The organism is Massilia sp. CFBP9012 (assembly GCF_034045115.1).
In the GTDB taxonomy this organism is placed as follows: Bacteria; Pseudomonadota; Gammaproteobacteria; order Burkholderiales; family Burkholderiaceae_D; genus Telluria.
Map to the genome: position 1 here is coordinate 88,177 of NZ_JAXCWM010000010.1, position 25,379 is coordinate 113,555.

Here is a 25,379-nt window from a genome sequence, read left to right on the forward strand (position 1 = left end):
ATGAGCATGAATGTGAATGAGTCAGCTTTCCCCAAACAGCCGCGCATCGACGCGCGCGACAAGGTCCGCGGCGCCGCGCTGTACGCGGCCGACCAGGCGCTGCCCGGCATGCTGCATGCGGCGCTGGCGGTGTCCACCATCAACCGCGGCGAGGTGCGGTCCATCGATACCCGGGCCGCGCGCGCGGTAGGGGGCGTGCGGCTGGTGCTGACCCACGCCGACATGGGCGAGTACAAGCCGGCCGGCCACGTGCTGGGCGGCGGCTTCGCCTTCCAGAGCATGCAGCCGATGCTGGAGTCAGGAATCGCGTATCGCGGCCAGCCGATCGCGCTGGTGGTGGCCGACACGCTGGAGGCGGCGCTCGAAGCGGCCTGCCTGATCCGGGCGAAGTATGAAGAACAGCCATTCCAGGTGACCCTGGACGCGCCGGCCAAGGACATCGTGCCGCAACAGGGCTCGCCCTTGCCGCAGCAGATGTTCGCCGACAAGGTGGCGGGCGACGCCGACGCCGCCTATGCCGGCGCGGCGCACAAGATCGATGCCGAGTACCTGCACCCGCCCCAGCACCAGAACCCGATCGAACTGGTGTCGACCGTGGCCGAGTGGCGCAAGGGAACCCTGGTGATCCACGAGGGCACGCAGAACAGCGGGGCGATCCGCCACGGCCTGGCGCGCCAGTTGAATCTCGACCCGGCGCGCATCGAAGTGATCTCGCCGCAGTGCGGCGGCGGCTTCGGCCTCAAGAACTCGCTGCAGATGCAGACCCTGTTCGCGGCGGTGGCGGCGCGCAAGCTCGGCCAGCCGGTCAAGCTGGTGGTGCCGCGCAGCCAGCTGTTCCACGATGCCAGCTTCCGTCCTGCCAGCCGTCACCACATCCAGCTGGGCGCCGACGCCTCCGGCAAGATTCTGGCCGCCATCCACGAAGCCGACCAGCAGACCTCGCGCCACGACCTGTTCCCGGCCTCGTACGCCGACATGAGCGCGCGCCTGTACGGCATCCCGAATTTCCGCGGGCGCGAGCGATTGGTGCGCACCGACGTGCAGACGCCGGGCTATATGCGCGCGCCGTTCGAGCACCCGGCGGCGTTCGCCTTCGAGTCGGCGATCGACGAACTGGCCCAGCAGCTGGCCATCGACCCGGTGGAACTCAGGCTGCGCAACGACACGCAGACCGACGCGCTCAGTGGCAAGCCGCTGTCCTCGCGCTTCATGGCCGAATGCCTGCGCGAGGGCGCGCGCCGCTTCGGCTGGAGCCGGCGCGATGCGCGGCCGGCCTCGATGAAGGCGGCGGACGGCGGCGCCATCGGCTGGGGCGTGGCCTGCGGCGCCTACAAGGCCGCGACCAGCCCGGCGATCGCGCGCATCGCCGCCACCCGCGACGGCCGCATCCTGTTCACGGTGGCCGGCCACGAAATGGGGCAGGGGATGCGCACCGCGATCGCCAATGTGCTGGTGCGCCGGCTGCGGGTCGATCCGCAGGCGCTGGTGATCCAGATCGGCGACACCCGCGGCGCGCCCCAGCACCTGACCGCCGGCTCCTGGGGCACGGCCAGCGTGGTGCCGGCGGCGGAAGAAGCCGCGCAGGCGCTGCTGGACGCACTGGCGCAGCTGGCGCCTGGCCATGATTCGGCTTTGAGACCGGCCGAGGTGCTGGCGCTGGCGCAGCGCGAGCGCATCGAGGCCGAGGTGCGGCGCAAGGCGCCGGGCCAGCCGGACGCCGTTTATGGCCGCCTGCAGGGCGGCATGCCGGCGCCGGCGGGCCCGGTGTACCCGGAATTCGTGTCGATGAGCTACGCGGTCCATTTCGTCGAGGTGAACGTGGAGCCGGTGACGCGCCGCGTCCGCGTGCCTCGCGTGGTGAGCATGATCGACTGTGGCCGCGTGGTGAGCCCGGTGACGGCCGACAGCCAGGTGCGCGGCGGCGTGGTATGGGGCATCGGCGCCGCCCTGCGCGAAATCAGCGAGGTCGACCCGCGCTACGGCGGTTTTTTGAATGCCGACCTGGCCGAATACGTGCTGCCGGTGCATGCCGACATCGGGCACATCGACGTCGGTTTCATCGACCGGCCCGACCCGCTGCTCAACGCCAGCGGCGTCAAGGGACTGGGCGAGGTGGCGATGGTGGGCGTGGCGGCGGCGATCGCCAATGCGGTGCATCATGCGACCGGCAAACGCATCCGCCGGCTGCCGATCCGGATCGAGGACGTTCTTTAAACGACGAGCTCCGGCGCCGCAACGGTGGCCGGACGCCGCGCATCGCGTCGCGGCGGCGCGCCAAAGAGGCGCGCATACTCGCGCGTAAACTGCGAGCTGCTTTCGTAGCCGACCTCGAACGCCGCCTTGTTGGCGGTGGCCCCCTCGTACAGCATCAGGCGCCGCGCCTCGATCAGGCGCAGGCGCTTCTGGTACTGCACCGGCGTGAGCGAGGTGTAGTCCTTGAAGTGTTTGTGGAAGGCCGACAGGCTCATCGACGCGGCCGCTGCCAGTTCCTCGACCCGCAGCTTCTGGTGGTAAGACAGGCGCAGCATCGCCACCGCGCGGTTCAGCCGCACCGGATGCGCCTCGGGTGCCATGGACCCGCGCAACTGTCGGCCATGCGCGCCGTTGAGCAGCCAGAAATGCAGTTCGCGCATCAGGCCGGGATGCAGGATCGCCACCGCCTCGGGGTGCGCGACCAGGTGCATCAGGCGGCGCGCGCAATCGAGGATCGCCGCGTCGACATCCTGGACCAGCAGTGTCGCCGCCGGGTCGGGCGGGCTTGGCCTGTTCTCGCGCAGCTGGTCGGCCAGTTCGGACAGCAGGGCCATGTCGAGTTCGATCGCCAGCGCGATATAGGGGCGCTCTGCCGACGCCGTCACCACCTGGCCCGTCACCGGCAGGTCGGCGCTGACGACGATCGCCTGGCCTTCGGCGCACAGCTTTTCCTGGCGCCCGGCCAGCAGGTGTTTTTCGCCTTGCAGCACCAGGCAAACCAGCGGCCGGTAGGTCGACTCGAGCTTGTCGCCCGGCTGGTCGAGACACATCATGCGCAGGCCCGGGATGGGCGTGAGCGCCAGGCCGTCGCGGTTGGCGTGGGCACGGGCGTAGGCGGCGACGGCGTCGAGTAATTCCTGGTTCATGGCCGATAGTGTGCCGCCGGTTGGCGCGGCTGTCCAGCGCAGCACGGATGGGTCCATTCATGACGCTGGCTCATATGGCCAATGAGCCGATCCAGTCTACCCGCACGGCTTGTCGAAAGTTATATTGGTTCTCCTTCCCATCACCGATGCACTCCAAGGAGAACCCATGAAACTGCTCGCCGCGACCGCGCTGTCGCTGATGTTTGTCGCCCCCGCATTTGCCCAAACCGGCAGGGATGAGGCTTCGGCCATGGTCATCGCGCGCGCTGGCAGCCAGCCGTCGAGCCAGGGCCCGGCACAGAATTTCACCGGCAGCGTGCGCGTGGATCCGCTGTTCCCGGCGCGCGCGCCGGCCGTCACCTCGGGCGCTCTCGTCACCTTCGAACCGGGCGCGCGCTCGGCCTGGCATACGCATCCGCACGGCCAGGTGCTGGTGGTGACGGCCGGCGCCGGCCGTATCCAGCAATGGGGCGGGAAAGTGGAGGACATCCGGCCGGGCGACGTGATCTGGACCCCGCCGGGCGTCAAGCACTGGCACGGCGCGGCGCCGACGACGTCGGTCAGCCATATGGCGATCCAGGAAGCCGTCAATGGCAAGAACGTCGAATGGCTGGAGAAGGTGAGTGATGCGCAATATGGAAAGTAAGACCATCTCCCGCCGCCTAGGCCCTCGCGCCGGTACGCTGGCTTGTGCATTGCTGGCTGCGTTTTCCGGCCCGGTGAACGCACAGCCGGCAAATCCGCCGGAATCGGACCAGGATGCTCTCACCATCGCGCCCGCACTCCAACGCTACTCGCAGGACCTGGTGTTGGGCGAGCTGTGGCGGCGCCCCGGCCTGTCGCCGCGCGATCGCAGCATCGTGACCGTCACGGCGCTAATCGCCAGGAACCAGCAGTCGGAACTCCCGTTCTACCTGAAGCGGGCGCTCGACAGCGGCGTCAAGCCGGGCGAGCTGTCGGAGATCATCATCCATCTCGCCTTCTATGCGGGATGGGGTAATGCGATGGCCGCCGCCGAGGCGGCGCAAGCCGTGTTCGCACAGCGCGGAATCGGCGCCGACCAGCTGCCGCCGGCCGAGGTCGCGCTGCTGCCGCTCGATAAGGAGGCGGAAGCCAGGCGCGCCGCCATGGTCGAGCGCGACTTCGGCGCCACCGCACCGGGAGTGGTGCACTACACGACCGAAGCGCTGTTTCGCGATCTGTGGCTGCGCCCCGGCCTCGCGCCACGCGACCGCAGCATGGTCACCGTCGGCGCATTGGTGGCCGCCGGCCAGGTGGCGCAGGTGACCTTTCACCTGAACCGCGCCATGGACAATGGCCTGAGCCGCGAGCAGGCCTCGGAAATGCTGACCCAGCTGGCATTCCACGCCGGCTGGCCAAACGTGTTTTCCGCGCTTCCGGTCTTCAAGGACGTGTTCGCCAAGCGTCCCGCCGGCGCCGCCAAATGAGGCACTAGCCTTGCAATGACATCAAAGGAACATCATGGAACTGAAACGTGCAGGATCGCAGCCATCGCTCAAGGGCCCAGAAGAGCACTTTACCGGCACCGTTCGGATCGATCCCCTGAACTCCGCCCATGAGCCATCGCGCGTGTCGGTGGCGAGCGTCACCTTCGAGCCGGGCGCGCGCTCGGCCTGGCATACCCATCCGCTCGGGCAGACGCTAGTCGTCACCGCGGGCTGCGGCTGGACGCAGTGCGAGGGGGAGCCGATCGTCGAGATTCGCGCCGGCGACGTGGTCTGGTGTCCGCCGGGCCACAAGCACTGGCACGGCGCGTCGGCGACCACCTCGATGACCCATATCGCGATCCAGGAAGCGCGGGACGGCATCAACGTCGTCTGGCTGGAAAAAGTCACGGACGAGGAATATTCGGCAGGCCCGGCACCGAGCGCCACGCACGGGCATTGAGGAAGGCGCTGCGCCAGGGCTGGCAGGTCGCGAAGATCCGCCATGCTCGCGCTGCCCATTCATGCGCCAGATTCATAAGCCCAGTCAAAATTGGACCCGTTTTGGACATGAGTTTGGGGCTACCATGCTTCCCTGACAAATCGCGCCACGTCCGCCGCCGGCGGCCGTGCGTTCGCCATAACGATTATTGAACGATACGGAAAATCTCATGACCATCAAAGCCTACGGCGCGCATGCAGCCGACAAACCCCTGGAGTCCCTGGACATCACCCGCCGCGCCCCCGGCGCCCACGACGTCCAGATCGACATCGACTTCTGCGGCGTCTGCCACTTCGACCTGCACACGGTGCGCGCCGAATGGGCCGGCACCCTGTACCCCTGCGTGCCGGGCCACGAGATCGTGGGCCGCGTGTCGGCGGTCGGCGCCCATGTCAAAGGCCACAAGGTCGGCGACCTGGTCGGCGTCGGCTGCATGGTCGACAGCTGCAAGGCGTGCGCGGATTGCGGCGAAGGCCTCGAGAACTATTGCGACAATATGGTTGGCACCTACAACGGCCCGACCCGGGACGCACCCGGCCACACGCTGGGCGGCTATTCGCAGCAGATCGTGGTCAACGAGCGCTTCGTGCTGCGCGTGACCCATCCGCAGGAGCAACTGGCCGCGGTGGCCCCGCTGCTGTGCGCCGGCATCACCACCTGGTCGCCGCTGCGCCACTGGAACGCCGGTCCCGGCAAGCGCGTGGGCATCGTCGGCATCGGCGGCCTGGGCCACATGGGCATCAAGCTGGCGCACGCCCTGGGCGCGCACGTGGTGGCCTTCACCACCTCGGAATCGAAGCGCCAGGATGCCCTGGACCTGGGCGCCGACGAAGTCGTGATCTCGAAGGATGCGGCCGCGATGGCGGCCCAGGCCCAGCGCCTGGACCTGATCGTCAACACGGTCGCCGCGCCGCACGACCTGGACGCCTTCCTCAACCTGCTCAAGCGCGACGGCACCATGGTGCTGGTCGGCGCGCCCGAGTCGCCGCATCCGTCGCCGCAGGTATTCAACCTGATCACGAAGCGCCGCGCGATCGCCGGCTCGATGATCGGCGGCATTCCGGAAACCCAGGAAATGCTCGACTTCTGCGCCGAACACGGCATCGTGGCCGACATCGAGATGATCCGCGCCGACGACATCAACGGCGCCTACGAGCGCATGCTCAAGGGCGACGTCAAGTACCGCTTCGTGATCGATAACGCCACCCTGGCCGCTTGATCCATCCCCCGGCCCGCAGCAGTGCGGGTCGCCCGGGCGGCGTCCGCGTCGCCCCGCATCGCTGCTGATTCAGCATCATCCTCTGTTCGCTAAACAATGAATCCAACCATTTCCGCCGCTTGCGACAGCAAGCCGGCCCAGCCTGCGGCATGGGGCGCCGTGATGGCGATGTCGCTCGCCGCATTCGCCCTGGTCGCCTCCGAATTCATGCCGGTCAGCCTGCTCACGCCGCTGGCGGCCGAGCTGCGCATCAGCGAAGGCCAGGCCGGCCAGTCGATCGCGATTTCCGGCCTCTTCGCGCTGCTTACCAGCCTGTTCCTCGGTTCGATCGTCGGACGGCTCGACCGCAAGATCCTGCTGCTGGGCCTGACCTGCCTGATGATCGTTTCCGGCACCGTGGCTGCGTTCGCGCCCAACTACTTCCTGTTCATGGTCGGCCGCGCGCTGATCGGCGTCGCCATCGGCGGTTTCTGGTCGATGTCGGCGGCGACCGTCATGCGCCTGGTGCCGGCGCGCGACGTGCCGCGCGCCCTGGCCCTGCTCAATGGCGGCAATGCGCTGGCGACCGTCATCGCGGCGCCGGCCGGCAGCTATCTCGGCGCCATCGTCGGCTGGCGCGGCGCTTTCTTTTGCCTGGTGCCGGTGGCGGCGATCGCGCTCGCCTGGCTGCTGTTCAGCCTTCCTTCGCTGCGCGCCAGCCAGGCCCCGGCAGCGGGCTGCATCCCGCGCCTGTTGCGGCGGCCGGCGGTCGTCCTCGGCATGGCGGCGGTGAGCCTGCTGTTCATGGGGCAGTTCGCGCTGTTTACCTACCTGCGCCCATTCCTGGAGGGCGTCACCGGCGTGAGCGCCGCAAGCCTGTCGCTGATGCTGCTGGTGCTGGGCGTGGCCGGCTTCGTCGGCACGACCCTGATCGGCGCGGTGCTCAAGGACCGATTGCACCGGGTGCTGGTGGCGATGCCGCTCGCGATGGCGCTGGTGGCCGGCGCGCTGGTCGCCTTCGGCCATTCGGCGGCGGCGGTGACCGTGCTGCTCGCGGTCTGGGGACTGGTCGGGACCTCGGCGCCGGTCGGCTGGTGGACCTGGCTGGCCCAGACCCTGCCGCAGGATGCGGAAGCGGGCGGCGGGCTGATGGTGGCCGTGGTCCAGCTTGCGATCATGCTCGGCGCGACCCTGGGCGGCCTGCTGTTCGACGCCAGCGGCTATCGCGCGACCTTTTACCTGAGCGCGGGCCTGCTGGTTGCCGCCGCCTTCGTTGCGCTGCTGGCGGCACGGTCGGCGCGTCATGCCGATTCATGAGCAGGGGACATAAGCCTATGCCGTGTCCTTCATGAATCGAAGTAAGGGCTTGCCGTAACATCAACCGGATTTTTTAACCGCTGACAGAAGGAAGCATACCTGATGGACGACTCCACCAACATCAACCAGACCCGGCGCGGTGTCCTGATCGGCGGCGCGCTCGGCGCGACGGCGGCGGCCCTGCCGCTGGCCGGCGCCCAGGCGGCGCAGGGCGCAGCCGGCGCGGCCCAGACGCCGGCGCCGGTGACCAGCAAGGTCACGCTGAGCGTGAACGGCCAGCCGCGCGAGCTGACGCTCGACACCCGCACCACGCTGCTCGATCTGCTCCGCGAACACCTGCACCTGACCGGCACCAAGAAGGGCTGCGACCAGGGCCAGTGCGGCGCCTGCACAGTACTGGTCGACGGCCGCCGCATCAATTCCTGCCTGAGCCTCGCAATCATGCACGACGGCGCCGAGATCACCACCATCGAAGGCATGGGCACGCCCGACAAGCTGCATCCGATGCAGGCGGCGTTCGTCAAGCACGACGGCTTCCAGTGCGGCTACTGTACCCCGGGGCAGATCTGTTCGGCCGTGGCGGTGATCGACGAGATCCGCCAGGGTATCCCGAGCCATGTGACCGGCGACCTGAACGCCAAACCGCTGCTGTCCGTCGACGAGATCCGCGAGCGCATGAGCGGCAATATCTGCCGCTGCGGCGCCTATTCGAACATCATCGATGCGATCAAGGAAGTCGGAGGAGTCAAGGCATGAAGGCATTCAGCTACCAGAAGGCCGCGACCCCGGCCGAGGCGGCGGCCGCCGCCGCCAAGACACCTAACGCGCGTTTCATCGCGGGCGGCACCAACCTGCTCGACCTGATGAAGCTCGAGATCGAAACCCCGGCCCACCTGATCGACGTGAACGGCCTGGCGCTCGACAAGATCGAGGCGACCAGGGAGGGCGGCCTGCGCATCGGCGCCCTGGTGCGCAACACCGACCTGGCGGCCGACGCGCGCGTGCGCAAGGATTACGCGGTGCTGTCGCGCGCGCTGCTGGCCGGCGCCTCGACCCAGTTGCGCAACAAGGCGACCACCGCCGGCAATCTGCTGCAGCGCACCCGCTGCCCCTACTTCTACGACACCAATATGCCGTGCAACAAGCGCGTGCCAGGCAGCGGCTGCTCGGCCATCGGCGGCCACACGCGCGGCCATGCGATCGTGGGCCAGAGCGATGCCTGCATCGCGACGCACCCGAGTGATATGGCGGTGGCCATGCAATTGCTGGATGCCGGCGTCGAGACCGTGCGGCCCGACGGCAGCGCGCGCACGATTCCGATCGCCGACTTCTATCGCCTGCCGGGCACGACGCCGCACATCGAGCACAGCCTGATGCCGGGTGAGCTGATCACGGCGGTGACCCTGCCCAAGCCGCTGGGCGGAAAGCATTACTACCGCAAGGTGCGCGACCGTGCCTCTTACGCTTTTGCCCTGATCTCGGTGGCGGCCGTGGTGCAGCCGGACGGCAGCGGCCGCGTGGCCGTGGGCGGCGTGGCGCACAAGCCGTGGCGCGTGCCGGCGGCGGAGAGCCAACTGCCGCGCGGCGGCAAGGCCACCACTGCGCAATTGTTGGCCGGCGCCCGCACGACCATTGATAACGCGTACAAGATCCTGCTCGTCGAGCGCACGCTCGATGCCATCCTGGCGCAAGCCCGCGCGAGCTGAATGAAAGGCTTGAGACCATGAAATTTACGAAACCCGAAACCACCAATCCGATCGACCAGATGAAGGTCGTCGGCAAGCCGCTGGATCGCATCGACGGCCCGCAGAAGACCACCGGCTCCGCCCCTTACGCCTACGAGCAGCATGCGGCAGCGCCGAATGCTGCCTACGGCTACGTCATCGGCGCGGCGATCGCCAAGGGCCGCATCGTGTCGATCGACACCGCCGCGGCGCGCCGCGCGCCGGGCGTGATCGCCGTCGTCACCCATGAGAACGCCGGCAAGCTGGGCAAGGGCAACTTCAACACCGCCCACCTGCTGGCCGGCCCCGAAGTGCAGCACTACCACCAGGCGGTCGGCGTCGTCGTGGCCGAGACCTTCGAGCAGGCGCGCGCGGCGTCGTCGCTGGTGAAGGTCGAGTACGCGAAGGCGAACGGCTCCTACGACCTGCTTGCTGCGATGAACGCGGCGGTCACGCCCAAGACCGGCGATGCGGAATCGAAGGTCGGCGATTTCGACGGCGCCTTCGCGGGCGCGCCGGTCAAGCTGGACGCCACCTACACCACGCCCGACCAGTCGCACGCGATGATGGAGCCGCATGCCTCGATCGCTTCGTGGGATGGCGACAAGGTGACCGTCTGGACCTCGAACCAGATGATCGACTGGGGCAAGCAAGACCTGGCCAAGACGCTCGGCGTCCCGCCCCGCAACGTGCGCCTGGTCTCGCCCTATATCGGCGGCGGCTTCGGCGGCAAGCTGTTCCTGCGCGCCGAGGCGGTGCTGGCGGCGCTCGGCGCCCGCGCTGCCAAGCGGCCGGTCAAGGTCGCGCTGCAACGCGCGCTGATGATCAACAACACCACCCACCGTCCGGCGACGATCCAGCGCATCCGCATCGGCGCCACGCGCGAAGGCCGCATCAACGCCATCGCCCACGAAAGCTGGTCGGGCGACTTGCCGGGCGGCGGACCGGAAACCGCGGTCCAGCAGACCCGCTTTCTGTACGCGGGCGCTAATCGCCTGACGCGCCTGCAACTGGCCACGCTCGACCTGCCCGAGGGGAATGCGATGCGCGCGCCGGGCGAGGCGCCGGGCATGATGGCGCTCGAGGTGGCGATGGACGAGATGGCCGAGAAGCTCAAGATGGACCCGGTCACCTTCCGCGTCGTCAACGACACCACGGTCGATCCTGAAAAACCGGGCCGCAAGTTCTCGCAGCGGCGCTATGTGCAGTGCCTGCGCCAGGGCGCCGAACGCTTCGGTTGGGATAAACGGCAGGCCAAGCCCGGCCAGGTGCGCGAGGGACAGTGGCTGGTCGGGATGGGCATGGCCTCGGCCTTCCGCAACAATATGAACCTGAAGTCCGCCGCGCGCGTGCGCCTGGAAAGCGACGGCAAGGTGACGGTCGAAACCGATATGACCGATATCGGCACCGGCAGCTACACCATCATCGCGCAGACCGCGGCCGAGATGCTCGGCCTGCCGGTCGAGCGCATCAACGTGCGCCTGGGCGACTCGGATTATCCGGTGTCGGCAGGTTCGGGCGGCCAGTGGGGCGCCAACAGCGCCACCGCCGGCGTCTACGCGGCCTGCGTCAAGCTGCGCGAGCAGATCGCACAGAAGGCGGGACTGGATGCGGCCAAGGCCGAATTCACCGATGGGGTCGTGCGCGTGGGCGCTCGTTCGGTGCCGTTGACCGAGGTGGCCAAGGGCGGGGTCATCGTGGCCGAGGACACGATGGAATACGGCGACCTGGAAAAGAAGATGCAGCAGTCGACCTTCGGCGCCCATTTCGTCGAGGTCGCGGTGGACGTCGCCACGGCCGAGGTGCGCGTGCGGCGCATGCTGTCGGTGTGCGCGGCGGGCCGCATCCTGAACCCCAAATCGGCGCGCAGCCAGGTGATCGGCGCGATGACGATGGGCGTGGGTGGCGCGCTGATGGAACACCTGGCCGTCGACAAGCGCCACGGCTTCTTCGTCAACCACGACCTGGCCAGCTACGAGGTGCCGGTGCACGCCGACATCCCGCACCAGGAGGTGATCTTCATCGACGAGACCGACCCGACGACGTCGCCGATGAAGGCCAAGGGCATCGGTGAACTGGGCCTGTGCGGCGTCGGCGCGGCGGTGGCGAACGCGATCTACAACGCCACCGGCGTGCGCGTGCGCGACTATCCGGTCACGCTCGACAAGATGCTGGAGAAGATGCCGTCACTGGCCTGATGCCGTTAAGTCAGGCAGAAGTCTTCTTGAGTTAGCATAAAAAAAGTTGTCCCCACGCAGGTGGGGACCCAATCTTGCAAGCGTTTCGACGACGTATGCAGAACTTGGGTCCCCACCTTCGTGGGGACGACGTATTTGGCGGCTAGCTCAGCTAGCTTAACTTACCGTCATTGGCCTGACGGCGCGCGATCGGCGCTACTCCTTGAAACGGATGGCGTCGATCACCAGCATCAGCGCGCGCGATGAATGGCGGCGGCTGGGGTAGAAGGCGTGCAGCGGTTCGAAGGGGACACACCAGTCGTCCATCACGCTGACCAGCCGCCCGGCCTGCAGGTGCGGGCCGACCAGACTTTCGGGCAGGAAGGCGATGCCGACGCCGTGCAATGCGGCGTCCAGCATGTGGTAGACGTTGGTGAACACCGACTGTCCGCGCACGCGCGCGTCCAGTGGCTGGCCTTCGTGCGCCAGTTCCCACGCATACAGCCCGCCGCTGCTGGGCAGGCGCAAGGTGATGCAGTTGTGCTTCATGAGCTCCTGCAGCGAAGTGGGCACCGGGTGCCGCGCGAAATAGGCGGGGGCGCCGACGATCCGCATCGGCACCTCCGCCGTCAGGCGTACGCCGATCATGTCCTTCTCGAGCTGGTCGCCATGGCGCACGCCGATGTCGTAGCGCTCGGCGGCGATGTCGATCAATCGATAGTCGGAGCTGATTTCGACGTGCAGGTCGGGGTATTGCGGCAGCAGCGGCGCGATGCGCGGCCACAGGATCGTGTCGATCACGTGGTCGATCGCGGTGATGCGGATCGTGCCGGCCGGCTTGTCGCCCAGGTCGCTGACGGCCGTGATCTCCGCCTCGATCTCTTCCAGCCGCGGGCCCACGTTCTGCAGCAGGCGCTCGCCGGCCTCGGTCGGCGACACGCTGCGCGTGGTGCGCGTGAGCAGGCGCACGCCCAGGCGCGCTTCCAGCGAGCGCACGATGTGGCTGAGCGCCGACTGGGTCATGCCGAGTTTCGCCGCGGCGCGCGTGAAGCTGCGCTCGCGGGCGACGGCGAGAAAGACGAGGATATCGTTGATGTTGTCACGGGCCATTGATTGATGATACAGGAACATCAAACAGGCGGTGCATCAATGATTATTTTTCATGGATTCGTGCTTTTGAGCCAGTCGCGGCCCTTCGCGTCCAGCGCCGCGTCAATGACGTCCTGCGGCAGGCTGTAGACCGTGGCCCAGGTGGCGCGGCCGTCGGCGGCGTTGGACGGGAAGCTCGTGGTGTCGATCGGCCAGTGGTATTTGCGCTTGAGCGCGCGGACGATGGCGGCCAGGGTCACGCGGCCGCGCAGCGGCTCGGCGCCGGCCTGGTCGGCGCCCGACAGCAGGACGGCCAGCACGGCGCCGCGTGCGGTGCGTGGGCCTGGGAAGATGGGAGTTTTGCGCGGCATGCGGGATTCTACCCGGCTGCGGCGAATTTCGCGCCGTGCACATGCGTTTCGCGCCGCGGCGGCGGCGCTTCGTCGCATCGTCCCACGCAGCAGGCGCAAGCTCGGGATACTGGCGTCACTTCCAACCACTTGCCGGAGCCCGCCATGCTGATCCAGATCCTGAGCCACACGCCTCTCTACGTCTGGGCCATCCTCGCCTTCCTCGTGTGGCGCGGCGTCGCCGAACTGCGCGAGCGTGAGATCGCCATGCCCAGGATGTTCGTGCTGCCGCTGGTGTTGCTCATCCTGTCCCTGCACGATATCGCGCGCAAGTTCGGATTCGACGCGACTGCGTTCATCGCATGGACGGCGGCTTTTGCCGCGGCGGCGCTGCTGGCCTGGCGCTTCGGCCGCGTGCGCGTGGCGCCCGGCAGTGCGCCGGGCCGGGTGCGCGTGGCCGGCAGCGTCGTCCCGCTGGTGCTGATGCTGTCGATCTTCACGCTCAAGTACGTGACGTCGGTGCTGCTGGCCGTGCGCCCGGACCTGGCAGGCCAGCCGATGGTGGTGGCCGGGGTATGCGCCATGTTCGGCGTCTTCAACGGCTACTTCCTGGGCCGCCTGCTGCGCGACGTCGGGTTCGACGCTCGCGCCTGCGTCAACCGCCGTGCGGCAGGTTCCTGACGCAGCCTTCCAGTTCAGCGCGAGTCAGGAACACGCTCGGGATGCCCTGGGCGAAGCTGCCCACTTCATACGGGTCCCAGTGGAATTCGATGCCGGAGGGCAGGGGGATGAACTTCGGTTCCTTGAACACGTCCAGCGCGCCTTGCTCGGCCCATGACAGCCCTTGCGCGGCCAGCCTGGCCACGAGCGCGGCGGAGACTTTTTCACGACAGGCCGTGCCCGCGTCGACGAAGCCCGTGAAACGGGTGTGCACGGCCTTGCCACCGCCAAGCGCATAGTGACGCATCGATGAACCGTAGTTGCCGTGGGCGGCGCCGAAGCCAAAGGTCCAGGCGCTGGCGTCGAGCGACAGCTGGCCCTTCGAATGCCATCGCACCAGGACCTTGTTGGTGCATTCGGTATCCGCATCGCAGCGGCCGGCCATGTCCCGCACCCAGGCGTCCAGAACCTTGTCCCCGAATACCGGAAACACGGCGGAAAACACGAATGGCTGGTCCGAACCCTCGGCCTGGGCCTGCGGCGACGGCCGGGTGACGGCGACCGCGCGGTATGCCACGATGCGCTTCAACGAAAATGGCAAGGTCTTGGCCGGCTCTTCCTGCGTCCAGCTGCCCTTGCCGGCGTGCCGGCCGGCGTCGAGGGCGATCGAGAACCGTTCGGGCGCCTGGGCGCCGGAGTCGAGCAGGGGCGCCAGGTGCGTCACGCCGGCCGGCGCCTCAAGCATTTCCAGGCTGCGGGCCTTGCCCGTGTAGTCGCGCGGGAACCAGTAGGCGTTGTCCATGATCTTCGCGGCGTCGCCCGGCAGGCTGCCAGGCGCCGGATAGGCCAGCGCGACCTGGAACGGCCTGCCGTCCGGGAAGCGGCCTTCATACAGGCCGCCGACCTCCCACTCGATGCGCTCGGGCGCCTGCAGCAGGTCGCCATGCTCTTGCGCCGTCGCCGGCCCGGCGAGCGTCAGCAGCGTGGGGACGAGGCAGGCGGCCGCTCTCAATTTAGTCGAAGGCCCAGGAGTACAGCACGTCGAGCGCACTATTGGTCCCGGTCTGGAACTGCAGCGCGATGCGCGGCGTGAGCTTGTAGCGCAGGCGCACCAGGCTCGAGGCGGTGCTGGTGCCCTGCTCGAAGCTCAGGTAGGCGCGCGACGAGATGCGCTTGCCGACCGTGACCACGGTGCTTTCCAGGCCCGACGAATCGCCGCCGCCCGCGCCCTGCTTGAGTCCCAGTTCATCCACGCCCAGCGAGTTGGCGATCTTGGACTGGATGCCGCCGGTGCCGCCGCTGCCGCCCAGCAGGGCGCTGGCGGCTGCCGTCAGCACGCCTTTCTGGTCGCCGCTGGCCGCTTCCATGCTGTGGCCCAGCACCAGCCAGGACAGCTTGTCGCTGTCCGACACATTCGGCGTCGACACCAGGCGCGCGGTAGGCGACTGCGCGGTGCCGCGCACCTGCACGCCCGCTTCGACATTGGTCTCCGAGAGCTGCTCGCCCTCGGGACGCTTGCGCACCGCCAGGATGTCGAGCGACGGGTTGTCGTAAGGGCCGCTGAAGGTCAGCACCGCGCGCTCGATCGACAGGTTCTGGCCATAGGCGGCGTAGGTGCCATTGACAGCCCGAATGGTTCCATTAATGCGCGGCTGGCCGGCGCCGGTCATGCGCACCCGCGCATTGCCGGCCAGGTAGGCGTCGATGCCCATGGCGCGCACGTGGAAATCGTCGCCCAGGTCGGCCGCGAGGTCGACCGTCAGTGGAACTTCCTTCTCTTGGGTGGTCGGCGTTTTTTTATCAACGCCGCGGCCCAGCACGATCACGTCGTCCGAAATGGTCGGCGTGCCTTGTGGCGCGAATTCGATCAGCGCGCGGTCGGCGCGGAATTTACCTTCCAGCGCGAAGCGGCTGGCGTCGCGCACCAGCGAAGCCTGGCCACTGAGGATCACGGTGCGGTCGGGGCGCGAGAGCGCTTCGAGCTTCTGCATGTTCAGGCGCAGGTCCATGGTCGGCGCGCCGTCGGCGAAGCGCACGAAGCCGCTGGCCGCGGCGCTGCCCTGGCGGCCCTGGAAGGTCAGGCGCTCTATCCGCAGCTGGTCGCCGCCGAGCTGGGCGCGCAACTCGCCGTTCTGCAGGCGCACGCCCTGTTCGGCCCAGCGCACCGCCAGCTTGTCGCCATCGAGGTTGCCGTTCAGACTCGGGCTGCCGATGGTGCCGCTGCCTGTCATGGCCAGGCGCAGCGCGCCGTCGAGTTCCAGTCCCGGCTGGCCGGCCAGCGAGGCAAGCCAGGCGATCGACGGGATGTCGGCATTGGCCGTCATGCGCAGCGGGCTGTCGCGCTCGAGGCGGCCGTTCAGCATCTGGGCGTTGGCCTCGACTTTCGCCACGCCGGTTCGGGCGCCGTCGAAGTCCAGGTTCACACGCAGGCCGCTGCCGACCACTTCGGCGGACGCTTCCAGCCGGCGCAGGCCGAGCGGCACCGGCGTGTCGCCGCCGACGATGGCGTCGCCGGCTTCGCGGAACACGCGTACGTTACCGGCCAGCGAAGGCGCGGCGCCGTTGGCAACGGGCGCGCGCATGTCGACCGACCAGGCGGCGCCCAGGGTCAGGTCGCCACGCGCGTTGTCGGCCAGGGCCGGCGAGAACTGGGCCAGGTAGGTGAGCGGCACCTTGTCGGCGTGGCCGCGGCTGCTCCAGCGCGGGCCATCCTTGGTGAGCGTGTCGACCGTGATGCTGCCGTTCGGCAGTGCGATCACGGCGCCGTTGAAGGCGATGCGTTCCGGGCTGGCCAGGCCGCCCAGGCCGGAGCCCGGCGCGCCGGCGATCGTGACCGGCACCGGATTCTGCAGGCGCATGGCGTAGCGGCCGCGGTTCTGCAGCGCGGCCAGGGTGCCGCTCCAGGTGTCGCGATTGAAGCCGCCGCGGATTTCGGTGTTGGCATCGAAGGCGTCGCCCAGGGCCGATAGTTTCACGGTGTGTTCGCCGCGCGTGCCCGAGGTCTGCAGGCGCACCGACGCCACGCGGGTCTCGCCGCTGGCGTAGTCGAGCACCTCCACGTTGCTGACCAGCGGATCGGCCGCGCCGCGACCGGAACCCAGGTTGGCGCTGGCGCGCAGCGAGCGCACATTGTGCGTGCCCAATGCCTTGAGGTTCTGGCCTTCGAGCGTGGCGGTCAGCGAAGGCGTGTCCATGGTGCCGGACAACACGCCCGAGCCGCGCAGCACGCCGCCGAACTCGGGGCCGAGCGCCGCCAGCTGCGGCGCGTCGATCTTCCAGTTGAGCGCATCGCGCGCCAGGCCAAAGGCGCCATTGGCGGCGATGATGTTCGGACCGATGCGCAGGTCGACGTCGGCATTGGACACGTGGCGGCGGTCGGCCGTCAGGCGCGCATGGCCGCGCAGCGGCGAGTTGGCCAGCGTCGAATCGTCGGCCAGCTTGAAGTCGAGCGCGCCGCGCCAGTCGGCGCCGGCGCGGCCGCTGCCGCTGAAGGTCGAATTGATGTTGCCGGCCAGCGGAGAGCCGAAGGCCGCCGGGTTGAAGCGCTGGGTGCTGCCGCTGGCCTTGACTTCCACCGCGCGCGCGCCCTCGGCGCCGCCGAGCCAGGCTTCGCCGCTGGCGCGCAGCACGCCGCTGCCGTTCTTGCGCTGGGCCGCGACCCAGCCCAGGTCTTGCGCGTTTATCTCGAAGGTCGTGCGCGGCGCTTCCATGGTGCCGCTGACGACGCCAGTGGCGATGACCGCGCCATACAGGTCGCTGCGCACCGCCGCCAGCTGGCGGCCATCCAGGCGCCAGTTGAGGCGGTCGCCGGCGCCGCCGAAGGCGCCCTTCAGATCGACCTTGTTCTGGCCCAGCGCCAGGTTGGCGTCGATGCCGCTGATGCGTTTCGCATCGGCGCTGAGCTTGCCGCTGCCGGATAGCGCCTGGTTCATCAGGCGGCTCTGGCGCACGGCGAAGTCGGCGTCGACCTTCCACTCGGGGCTCAAGGCGCCGGCGGCATTGATCGTGGCGTTGATGTCGGCCACCGGCAGGTCGCCGAAGGCCGACGGGTCGAAGCGGTTTGCACTGGCGGTGGCCTTGAAGGCCTTGTCGCCCTCGAGATTCATGCTGCCGCTGGCGGTGACGCTGCCGCGGCCCGCGTTCAGGCGCGCTTCGTTCAGCGTCGCCACATTGTTTTCCAGCGTGGCCAGGGCCGACAGGCGCAGGCCCGCATCGGCCAGGTTCGCTTCCAGGGTCTGGCGCGTGGCCTCGTTGGTGACGGCAATACTGCCTTTGATCGCGGTCGGCTTCATCGCCGAATGGACTTCGCGCAGGTTGAAGCGCTCGGTCTGCAGGGCGAAGCGCGCGGTGCCGATGCCTTCTTCGTCTTTCTCGCGCTGGACGCCGCCGGTGCCGGTGAACTTGCCGGCGGCGCCGAAGTCCAGCAGCACGTCGGAGATCCGCACCGCATCCAGGCTGCCGCCCAGCTGGCCGCGCGCGGCGCGCAGCGGCAGGCGTTGCTGGTCGATCGTCCCTTCCGGCCCGGTATTGACGATGTCGACGCTGCCGCTGATATTGCGGTTGGCGTCCAGCTTGCCGGCCACGGCCAGGGTCAGGTCGGCGGTCGGCAGGGCGGGGTTGAAGAAGCCCGGATCGAGGTTGCGGCCGTTGATGCGCAGCGCGCGCAGCGGAATATCAGCGTAGGGCGAGATGGTGAAATGGGCATCGCCGATGGCGCGCCCGGCCTGGCCGGTGGCGTCGATCTGGGTCGCATTCTCGATGTCGCCGCCCACCTTCAGCTGCAACTGGGCGGCGCGCGCGCCGGCGCTGGCCTGCGATTGCGTGAGGCTGCCCGAGGCGTCGATCTTGAACGGACGCTGGGCGCCGAGCGTGGCGTTGGCCGCCACCTGGCCCCAGGGCGTGCTGGCCGCGGCATCCTGCACCACCCAGCTGCGCTTGTCGCCCTTGGCGCGCACGCGGATATTGTCGATCGCGGTTTCGGCGCCGGCGATGTTCACCATCGTCAGGCGGTTCAGCCGTGCGTCGTCGGCTTCGATCCGGAACGGCGGCGCAAGGCTCGCCGGCAGCACCGACGGTTCGTCGGTTTCCTTGAGCGTCTGCATGCGCACGCTGGCGGCCCACAGCTTGTCGACCAGGATGCCGCCCGACAGGATCTGCGACGGCGACCAGTCGACGTCGATCTTGAGCGCCGTGACGATCTGTTCGTCGGTGCGCCACACGAGGCGCTCGATGTGCATGGCGCCGTAGATCGAACCGGTGACCCCTTGGACCGTAAGCTTGCCGCCGGTGGCGTCGGCCACGCGCTGGACGATCATTTGCAGCGTGGTCTCGCGGCCGAGATACCACAGCGTGCCGCCGACGATGACGCCGGTGGCGACGACGCCGATCGCGACACGGCGCGGCCAGCGGCGGGTTTTATGCGCCTGAGGCTGGTCAGGCGCTGGCGCCTGGTGGGTTACAGGCTTATCTTCAGGTGTATCCATCAGAACGTGAATCCGAGTGAGAAGTGCAGGCGCGCCTTGCGCACCGCGTGGCCATAGGCCAGGTCGACATTGATCGGGCCGACCGGGCTGCGCCAGCGCGCGCCGACGCCGTAGCCCGACTTGGGATTGAGGTCGCCGAACTTGTCGGCGGCGTTGCCGACGTCGTAGAACACGGCCACGCCCCAGGGCGGCTTGAACCAGTACTGGTATTCGGCGCTGGCGGTGGCCAGGTAGCGCCCGCCGACGGTGGCGCCGTTTTCTTGCACGCCCAGTTCCTGGTAGCCGTAGCCGCGCACCGACTGGTCGCCGCCGGCGCGGAACAGGAAGGTGCTCGGCACGCCCAGTTTTTCTTTCGAGGCCACGGCGCCGGTCTCGCCGCGCAGGATCAGGGAACCGGCGGCGCCGACCGGCTTGTAATAGATGCCGCGCAGATACAGGCGCAGGAACTTTTCGTCGGTCAGGACCGGCAGCACGGCGCCGCCGAACTGGGCGTTCCACACATAGCCGTTGGTCGGCTGGATCAGGCTGTCGAGCTTGCGCCGGGTGATGCTGTAGGTGAGCGGCAGGCTCTTGGTGCGGGTCGCTTCCAGGCCTTCGACTTCGCGCTTTTCGGTCAGCACCTCCAGCGTCAGGCTGCGCTCGAGCAGCGGTGAACCCCAGGTGCGGCGCGCGGCCACGCTGGCCAGGGTGGTGATTTCGCCGCGCAGGTCTTCGCGCTCGACCCCGGCGCTGACGCTGTCGTTATAGCCCTTGGCCGTGGTCGGCCAGAAGAATTCGCCCTTCGCGGTCTGGCGCTTCTGTTCGTAGATCAGGTCGCTCTTGAAACGCTTGCCGAACACGTTCAGGTCGTCGTAGCCCAGCGAGGCGCGGGCGCCGGTGTCGGTCGAGAAGCCGACGCCGGCCTCCACGAACTTCTGCTTGTTTTCGGTCACCCGTATCACGACCGGCAGGGTCGTTGGGCCGGTGGGACGCTCCGGCGTCGCCGGGTTGGCGTCGTCGTCGTCATCGTCCTTGATGTCGGCGATCTCGGCATTGAGCACGGCGCGCATGTCGGTGCTGACCTCGACGCTGCTGAAGTAGCCGGTGTCCTGCACCCGCGACTGCAGGGCCTGCAGCGCGGCTTCGCTGTATTCGTCGCCCGGATTGATCTTGTTGAGATTGGTGATGACCTCGCGCGGATAGCGCTTGAGGCCGCGGATGCGCAGCTCGCCGAAGCGCATTTCGGGGCCGGAGTCGATCACCACGCGCAGCAGGGCGCGGCGCGAGTCCGGGTCGACCGTGGCGCTGGTCTCGACCAGGCGCGCGCGCGGGAAGCGCGTCTGCGCCACGTCGCGCAGCAGGCCGCGCTTGGCGCCTTCCCAGTCGCCCTGGCGGAACTGGCTGCCGACCGGCAGGGTCCAGCGGTTGCGCAGGGCATTGGCGTCGACCGGCGCGCCGCCCTGTTCGAACGGGGCGAAGCCCTGCAGCACCAGGTCGACGTCGCCCACCAGCACCGGCTGGCCGGGATCGACGATCACGCGCGCCACTGGCCGCGCGCCGCTGGTATCCAGGCCGGCCGAGACCTTGGGCGAGTAATAACCTTCGGTGGCGATCAGGGTGCGCGCCTGTTCGGGCGCCTCCTTGACCAGGCGTTGCAATTGTTCGAGGTCGACCCGCGCGTTGCCGCGCCAGCGCATCAGGTCGAGGTTATCTTCGAGCAGTTCTTCGAGGGCGCGCGGGGCATCGATGCGGACCGTGTAATCGACTCCCTGCGCGTTTTGTGCGTATACGATGGTGGCGAACATCATTGCCCCGATACCCAGTAGCGCTTGGCGCATGAGTTGGGGAAGGGGACGCAGGCGGGGAATCGATCGAGGTAACAACTTGGCACTCCACTAAAGATACTCCTTTGCATCTTAACTGATTGGCAAAGTCGATGTCGGACGCGAAATGTTGCGCGTGCGCCTCTGGACAGCATCCGCACACGGTGCTTGGGATTTATGACAAAATTCGCCGTTTGTAGCGGCGAACCTTCTTTCACACCATGACTATTCAATCTCCTGACACCGCGCTCGTCCTGTTCAGCGGCGGCCAAGACTCCACCACCTGCCTCGCCTGGGCGCTGCAGCGCTATGCGCGGGTCGAGACGATCGGTTTCGATTATGGCCAGCGCCACGCGATCGAACTGGAGGTACGCCCAACCTTGTTGTCGAAGCTGCGCGCGCTCAATCCCGGCTGGGATGCGCGCCTGGGCGAGGACCACATGATCGACCTGTCCCTGATCTCGAAAATCTCTGACACGGCTTTGACCAGCAATGTTGAGATCGCCATGCAGGAAAACGGCTTGCCGAACACGTTCGTGCCTGGCCGCAACCTGATGTTCATGACGGTGGCGGCCACGGTGGCCTACCGGCGCGGCCTGAATGTGCTGGTGGGCGGCATGTGCGAAACCGACTTTTCGGGCTATCCGGACTGCCGCGACGACACCATGAAGGCGCTGCAGGTGGCGCTCAACCTGGGCATGGCGACGCGCCTGAAGGTCGAGACCCCGTTGATGTGGATCGACAAGGCGCAAACCTGGGAACTGGCGCAGCAGGAGGGTGGCGACACCCTGGTGGACCTGATCCGCTTCGACACCCACACCTGCTACCTGGGCGAGCGTGGCGACGCGCATCCCTGGGGCCATGGCTGCGGCACCTGCCCGGCCTGCGCCCTGCGCGCGCGCGGCTACGAGCAGTACGTGGCGCGCAAGCAGGCATAAAAAAGGCCGGGACAAGCCCGGCCAACAGAGGAAATCGTGACGGCGTTCAGGCGCTGGCGGTCTTTTCCAGGTTGACCTTGCGTGGACGGCTCACCAGGTACCAGACCAGGGCCACCGGAATCAGGAGCGGCAGCAGCAGCGGCGAGATCGCCAGGGCCAGGACGATGGCGCCGATGCCCAGCGAGCCCAGCAGCATCACGCCAACGCCGGCGAATATCACCGCCAGCAGCACGCCCACCATGATGGTGATGAACAGTGCCAGCAAGGCGCCGCCGCCCGCGAACAGGGTGGCCAGCATCCAGCCCAGCGGGCCGTCGATCTCGTCGCCGTCGAAGTTCACCGTCATGTCATTGCCCCAGCTGTTGAACAGCAGCGCGGCGAACAGGAACAGGATGATGTAGGGGGCATATTTTTTCATGGTGGTCCTCGCAGTTGGGGTAGTAGTCGGTTCAGCGTTTTGTTCTTGCATGCTTGAACTGTATGCCTCCATGCGCGGCGCGGCCACCGGTGTGCGACAGGCGGCATGTTTTGCGGGACGAAACGTGCATAGCCGGGGCCGGACAGAGCTGTTGGCAATTTTTGCTTGAAATGCCTGCCGGGTTTCCTATACTGGTTCTCTCTGTTACAGGGGGAGCCTATGTACGCTGTATTTCATGGAATCCGGGGCGGCCTTGCCCACGCCGGCGGCGGCGCCAAGAATCCGCCATCGGCGCCGCCCGCGATACCGCCGATCATCATCAACCCGTTCAACCGGCATACGCCTGCGCCAAACGGCGACCCGCGGCCTATTCCCGTGGGGCCGCCGATCGTGCCGCCGCCAGGTCCCGACTGGCGCTGTCCGCGCATCGTCGACGACTGTCCGGCCTGATATTGTCGAGTCAGTCCACAAAAGCCCGCGCTGCTTGCCTGTGCGGGCTTTTTCATGGGTCCCGTTTCATCTATGATCGAGGTTTTGGGCGCGAGCCCGCCGAAGGAAGCAGATGAACGACCAGACCCACGATCACGACGAAGAAGAGCAGGACACCGGTCCGGTGCAGGAACCCCGCCTGTGGCAGGGCAATGGCTGGACCGCGCGCGTGATCAAGAACGACGATGACGAAGGCTGGGCGGTGGCGATGTACAAGGACGGCGAGCCGGAACCGGCGCTGGTCGGCCCCTGGACCATGGGCCGCGACAAGAAGAACCCGAAGCCGCTCGACGTGAATGCCTTCAATACGCTGATCAAGACCGCGTCCGAGGTGATCCGCCGCCACGAGCAGCACATGCACGCGATCCTGCACAAGAACCTGTTCGTGTCGACCGGCGAGGGCGAGCTGAAAGTGACGCTCGATATCGTGCCGGACGACGACGACCCGTATGCCATGCTGGCCGCGACGGACGAGATGGGCGAGCAGGTGGCGAAGGTGCGGGTGGCCCCGACCTTCAAGCTGACCCAGGCCTCGGCCCTGGCCTGGATCGAGAACGATTTCCGCACCCCGCGCTGAAACACCACATTTAAACCACATTCACCCGCCGCGGACCGCTGCGGCAGGCGGCAAGCTGCTACTATTTCCTCTACGCATTTTCTGATTACGTGGGGGAAGCATGGAACGTCTTGACCGGCTGGAAGCGGTCCAGTCGATGCTGCTCGAGATCGGGCAATTATCGACCAGCTGCAGCGACATCACCGCCTTCATCGAGGCCGTGCACCGGGCGCTGGGCCGCATCATGTATGCGGCCAATTTCTACGTCGCACTGGCCGACCGCGAAGACGGTACGGTGCGCTTCCCTTATTTCGTCGACGAGGCCGACGGTACCCGCGATCCCAACGAACGGATTACACTCGCCTCGCCCGAGCAGTCGCCAACCGCCTGGGTGCTGCTCAACCGCCAGACCCTGGTGCTGACGGCGGCCGATTTCCACGAACGCCTGAAGAATAGCGGGCGCTGGGGCGATGGCAGCGTGCCGGAACATTTCGTCGCTTGCCCGCTGCTGGACCAGAATCACCAGGCGCTGGGGGCGATCGTCATCCAGAGCTATTCCCCCGAAGAGACCTACAGTGCGGAAGACCAGGCGCTGTTTGGATTGATCGCCAACCACGTGTCCAACGCGCTGCAGGGCCTGCAGAGCATGGACCGGCTGGAGCGCGCGGTGCAGGAGCGTACCGCGGCCCTCGCACACGAGGTCGCCGAGCGCGGCCGCGCCGAGAAGGTGCAGCACGCGCTGTACCAGATCGCCGACCTGTCGGCCCAGGCGCTCGACACCGACGCACTGAGCGCCAGCCTGCACGGGATCATCGGCGAGCTGATGGTGGCCGACAATTTTTTGATCGCGCTATACCACCCGGATACGCAAGAGATCAGCATCCCGTATTTCGTCGACCAGAAGGACAGCGCGCCTTCGCTGCAGCGCTTCCCGTTCGGCAAGGCCATGTGCTCCTACGTCTTGTCGAGCAAGCAGGCGCAGCTGCACGACCTGGGCAGCTTCCGCCAGCTGGTGGCCAACGGCGTCGTCACCGAGCCTCTCGGCAATACCGAGATCGCGAGCTGGATGGGGGCGCCGATGCTGGTCCACGAAAAGCCGTATGGCGTGCTGGTGGTGCAGAGCTACGACCCGGCGATCGTGTTCAGCAAGGCCGACCTGGATTTGCTGGCCTTCATGGCCAGCCACGTGGCGGTGGCGATCGCGCGCATGCAGGCCGACCGCAGGATCCGCAAGGCCAAGCAGGAACTCGAGCAGCAGAATGCGGCGCTCAACGACGCCCTGCACGCGCTGCAGGAAGCGCAGTCGGAACTGGTGCGCCAGGAGAAGCTGGCTTCGCTGGGACGGCTGGTGGCGGGCGTGGCGCATGAGATCAATACCCCGCTGGGTATTTGCGTGACCGCGACCAGCCACCTGGTGCAGGAGCTCAAGCTCACGCGCGAAGAACTGGCGGCGGGGGAGATGACGGAAGAAAGCCTGGCCACCTTCTTCGACGTGGTCGACCAGTCGCTGCGCATCATGACCACCAATACCCAGCGCGCCGCGGCGCTCGTGCGCAGTTTCAAGCAGGTGGCGGTGGACCAGTCGTCGGGCGATATTCGCAGCTTCAATCTCGATGCTTATTTGAGGGAAGTGCTGCTGTCATTGCAGCCGAAGCTGAAAGGGCGGCCGGTGAAGGTGGAGGTCGACTGTCCGAAGGACCTGGTGCTGGACAGCTATCCGGGGGCGGTGTCGCAGATCGTGACCAATATGGTGATGAACTCGCTGGTGCACGGGTTTGAGCGTGATCAGCCGGGCAATATCACGGTGCGGGCGGCGGTCGAAGAAGATGGCTGGGTGGTGCTCGACTATGCCGACGATGGGGCGGGGATGGACAAGGACACGCTGGACAAGCTGTTCGATCCGTTCTTTACCACCAAGCGGGGGACGGGGGGGAGCGGGTTGGGGGCGCATATCCTGTACAACCTGGTGACCGGGGCGCTGGGTGGGACGGTGAGGGTGGAGAGTGCGCCGGGGGAAGGACTGCGGTATCACTTGCGGTTTCCACAGTCGCTGCGCGCCGAAAAAGCCGCGGCGTGATTCCTTGCCCGCTACGTATCCTCGTCGTTACCTCC

21 protein-coding genes are annotated in these 25,379 nt (G+C 67.5%); 14 read left to right on the forward strand and 7 right to left on the reverse strand.

Annotated elements, in window-relative coordinates; all coding sequences use genetic code 11:
* A complete protein-coding gene (locus SOM61_RS17525; protein WP_320475270.1) occupies nucleotides 1-2,214 on the forward strand; it encodes a xanthine dehydrogenase family protein molybdopterin-binding subunit in 2,214 nt (737 codons plus the stop codon).
* Here SOM61_RS17525 and SOM61_RS17530 read toward each other — a convergent pair.
* Nucleotides 2,211-3,164, reverse strand: a complete 954-nt coding sequence (locus SOM61_RS17530) for an AraC family transcriptional regulator (protein ID WP_320475271.1) — start codon at nucleotides 3,162-3,164, stop codon at nucleotides 2,211-2,213. The two genes, SOM61_RS17525 and SOM61_RS17530, sit on opposite strands and share 4 nt — an antisense overlap.
* A 121-nt stretch (nucleotides 3,165-3,285) precedes the next feature.
* On the opposite strand from SOM61_RS17530, the gene SOM61_RS17535 reads away from it, so the two are divergent.
* From SOM61_RS17535 to paoC, 8 genes are all read left to right on the forward strand, one after another.
* Complete coding sequence (locus tag SOM61_RS17535) at nucleotides 3,286-3,765, forward strand: (R)-mandelonitrile lyase (protein WP_320475272.1); 480 nt, start codon at nucleotides 3,286-3,288, stop codon at nucleotides 3,763-3,765.
* 73 nt (nucleotides 3,766-3,838) lie between these two features.
* Nucleotides 3,839-4,567, forward strand: coding sequence for a carboxymuconolactone decarboxylase family protein (locus SOM61_RS17540; protein ID WP_320475273.1), 729 nt, complete (start codon nucleotides 3,839-3,841; stop codon nucleotides 4,565-4,567).
* Nucleotides 4,568-4,601: 34 nt separating this feature from the next.
* A complete protein-coding gene (locus SOM61_RS17545; RefSeq protein ID WP_320475274.1) occupies nucleotides 4,602-5,027 on the forward strand; it encodes a (R)-mandelonitrile lyase in 426 nt (141 codons plus the stop codon).
* 208 nt (nucleotides 5,028-5,235) lie between these two features.
* A complete protein-coding gene (locus tag SOM61_RS17550; RefSeq protein ID WP_320475275.1) occupies nucleotides 5,236-6,285 on the forward strand; it encodes an NAD(P)-dependent alcohol dehydrogenase in 1,050 nt (349 codons plus the stop codon).
* A 96-nt stretch (nucleotides 6,286-6,381) separates the two neighbouring features.
* Nucleotides 6,382-7,581, forward strand: coding sequence for an MFS transporter (locus SOM61_RS17555; protein WP_320475276.1), 1,200 nt, complete (start codon nucleotides 6,382-6,384; stop codon nucleotides 7,579-7,581).
* A gap of 102 nt (nucleotides 7,582-7,683) precedes the next feature.
* Entirely contained in the window at nucleotides 7,684-8,337 is a 654-nt protein-coding gene (gene paoA, locus SOM61_RS17560; RefSeq protein ID WP_320475277.1) for an aldehyde dehydrogenase iron-sulfur subunit PaoA, read from the forward strand.
* Nucleotides 8,334-9,287, forward strand: coding sequence for an FAD binding domain-containing protein (locus SOM61_RS17565; protein WP_320475278.1), 954 nt, complete (start codon nucleotides 8,334-8,336; stop codon nucleotides 9,285-9,287). The genes paoA and SOM61_RS17565 overlap by 4 nt, the downstream gene beginning before the upstream one ends.
* A gap of 17 nt (nucleotides 9,288-9,304) precedes the next feature.
* Nucleotides 9,305-11,503: an aldehyde oxidoreductase molybdenum-binding subunit PaoC gene (gene paoC / locus SOM61_RS17570; protein WP_320475279.1), complete on the forward strand. Its 2,199-nt coding sequence runs from the start codon at nucleotides 9,305-9,307 to the stop codon at nucleotides 11,501-11,503.
* A 195-nt stretch (nucleotides 11,504-11,698) separates the two neighbouring features.
* Here the strand turns inward: paoC and SOM61_RS17575 are convergent, their stop codons facing one another.
* Together SOM61_RS17575 and SOM61_RS17580 are read right to left on the reverse strand one after the other, a co-directional pair.
* Nucleotides 11,699-12,592 (reverse strand): LysR family transcriptional regulator, encoded by an 894-nt coding sequence (locus SOM61_RS17575; protein ID WP_320475280.1) that lies wholly within the window; start codon nucleotides 12,590-12,592, stop codon nucleotides 11,699-11,701.
* Nucleotides 12,593-12,642: 50 nt separating this feature from the next.
* Complete coding sequence (locus SOM61_RS17580) at nucleotides 12,643-12,942, reverse strand: hypothetical protein (RefSeq protein ID WP_273028024.1); 300 nt, start codon at nucleotides 12,940-12,942, stop codon at nucleotides 12,643-12,645.
* Nucleotides 12,943-13,086: 144 nt separating this feature from the next.
* On the opposite strand from SOM61_RS17580, the gene SOM61_RS17585 reads away from it, so the two are divergent.
* On the forward strand, nucleotides 13,087-13,602 hold the full coding sequence (locus SOM61_RS17585) for a DUF6622 family protein (protein WP_320475281.1): 516 nt from the start codon (nucleotides 13,087-13,089) through the stop codon (nucleotides 13,600-13,602).
* Here the strand turns inward: SOM61_RS17585 and SOM61_RS17590 are convergent.
* Genes SOM61_RS17590 through SOM61_RS17600 form a run of 3 tightly spaced genes read right to left on the reverse strand, consistent with a single transcriptional unit; the run spans nucleotide 13,577 to nucleotide 20,851 of the window.
* Nucleotides 13,577-14,593 (reverse strand): RsiV family protein, encoded by a 1,017-nt coding sequence (locus SOM61_RS17590; RefSeq protein WP_320475282.1) that lies wholly within the window; start codon nucleotides 14,591-14,593, stop codon nucleotides 13,577-13,579. The genes SOM61_RS17585 and SOM61_RS17590 overlap by 26 nt on opposite strands.
* 1 nt (nucleotide 14,594) lies before the next feature.
* Complete coding sequence (locus tag SOM61_RS17595) at nucleotides 14,595-19,064, reverse strand: translocation/assembly module TamB domain-containing protein (RefSeq protein WP_320475283.1); 4,470 nt, start codon at nucleotides 19,062-19,064, stop codon at nucleotides 14,595-14,597.
* Entirely contained in the window at nucleotides 19,064-20,851 is a 1,788-nt protein-coding gene (locus SOM61_RS17600) for an autotransporter assembly complex protein TamA (RefSeq protein WP_320475284.1), read from the reverse strand. Before SOM61_RS17600 ends, SOM61_RS17595 begins: the two co-directional genes overlap by 1 nt.
* A gap of 236 nt (nucleotides 20,852-21,087) precedes the next feature.
* Here SOM61_RS17600 and queC point away from each other — a divergent pair, with 236 nt between their 5' ends.
* Nucleotides 21,088-21,804: a 7-cyano-7-deazaguanine synthase QueC gene (queC, locus tag SOM61_RS17605; RefSeq protein ID WP_320475285.1), complete on the forward strand. Its 717-nt coding sequence runs from the start codon at nucleotides 21,088-21,090 to the stop codon at nucleotides 21,802-21,804.
* Between the two features lie 46 nt (nucleotides 21,805-21,850).
* Here the strand turns inward: queC and SOM61_RS17610 are convergent, their stop codons facing one another.
* Complete coding sequence (locus SOM61_RS17610) at nucleotides 21,851-22,222, reverse strand: hypothetical protein (RefSeq protein WP_320475286.1); 372 nt, start codon at nucleotides 22,220-22,222, stop codon at nucleotides 21,851-21,853.
* 219 nt (nucleotides 22,223-22,441) lie between these two features.
* Between SOM61_RS17610 and SOM61_RS17615 the strand changes: the two genes are divergently transcribed.
* The 3 genes from SOM61_RS17615 (at nucleotide 22,442) to SOM61_RS17625 (ending at nucleotide 25,344) form a co-directional block, all read left to right on the forward strand.
* Nucleotides 22,442-22,672 carry a hypothetical protein gene (locus tag SOM61_RS17615; RefSeq protein WP_320475287.1) on the forward strand — a complete coding sequence of 77 codons (231 nt, stop codon included), beginning with the start codon at nucleotides 22,442-22,444 and terminating at the stop codon, nucleotides 22,670-22,672.
* A 112-nt stretch (nucleotides 22,673-22,784) separates the two neighbouring features.
* Entirely contained in the window at nucleotides 22,785-23,288 is a 504-nt protein-coding gene (locus SOM61_RS17620; RefSeq protein ID WP_320475288.1) for a hypothetical protein, read from the forward strand.
* A gap of 100 nt (nucleotides 23,289-23,388) precedes the next feature.
* Nucleotides 23,389-25,344: a GAF domain-containing sensor histidine kinase gene (locus SOM61_RS17625; protein WP_320475289.1), complete on the forward strand. Its 1,956-nt coding sequence runs from the start codon at nucleotides 23,389-23,391 to the stop codon at nucleotides 25,342-25,344.
* Nucleotides 25,345-25,379 lie beyond the last annotated feature (35 nt).